Origin of the sequence: Stenotrophomonas sp. SrG (assembly GCF_050031795.1) — a bacterium.
Lineage (GTDB): Bacteria > Pseudomonadota > Gammaproteobacteria > Xanthomonadales > Xanthomonadaceae > Stenotrophomonas > Stenotrophomonas rhizophila_A.
Window position 1 is genome coordinate 1 of record NZ_JBNBBE010001428.1, and the last position, 234, is coordinate 234.

The following is a 234-nucleotide window of genomic DNA, read 5'->3' on the forward strand; positions in this document are numbered from 1 at the left end:
CGATCAGCACCAGCGCCATGTAGTCGCTGTCCTTGTCCTTGCCCTTGAGGGTGGCGCCGGGATTGATGTGAAAGATGCCGAAGCCGCCCGTGGGGCGCACCAGCGCCTTGTCGATCTGGTCGGCATCATCGTTGAAGTAGCGGGCGATATCGGCGCGCGAGGAGAGCTGCAGCGGCGTGGCGTCTCGCTGCCATTGCTCGTCGTGGTTGTATTATACTAAGTACTGTCCCTTCT

1 pseudogene is annotated in these 234 nt (G+C 60.7%); it reads right to left on the reverse strand.

The window, feature by feature from the left end:
• A pseudogene (locus ACQG3P_RS24110) lies at positions 1-211 on the reverse strand (hypothetical protein); the annotation flags it as partial.
• Positions 212-234 lie beyond the last annotated feature (23 nt).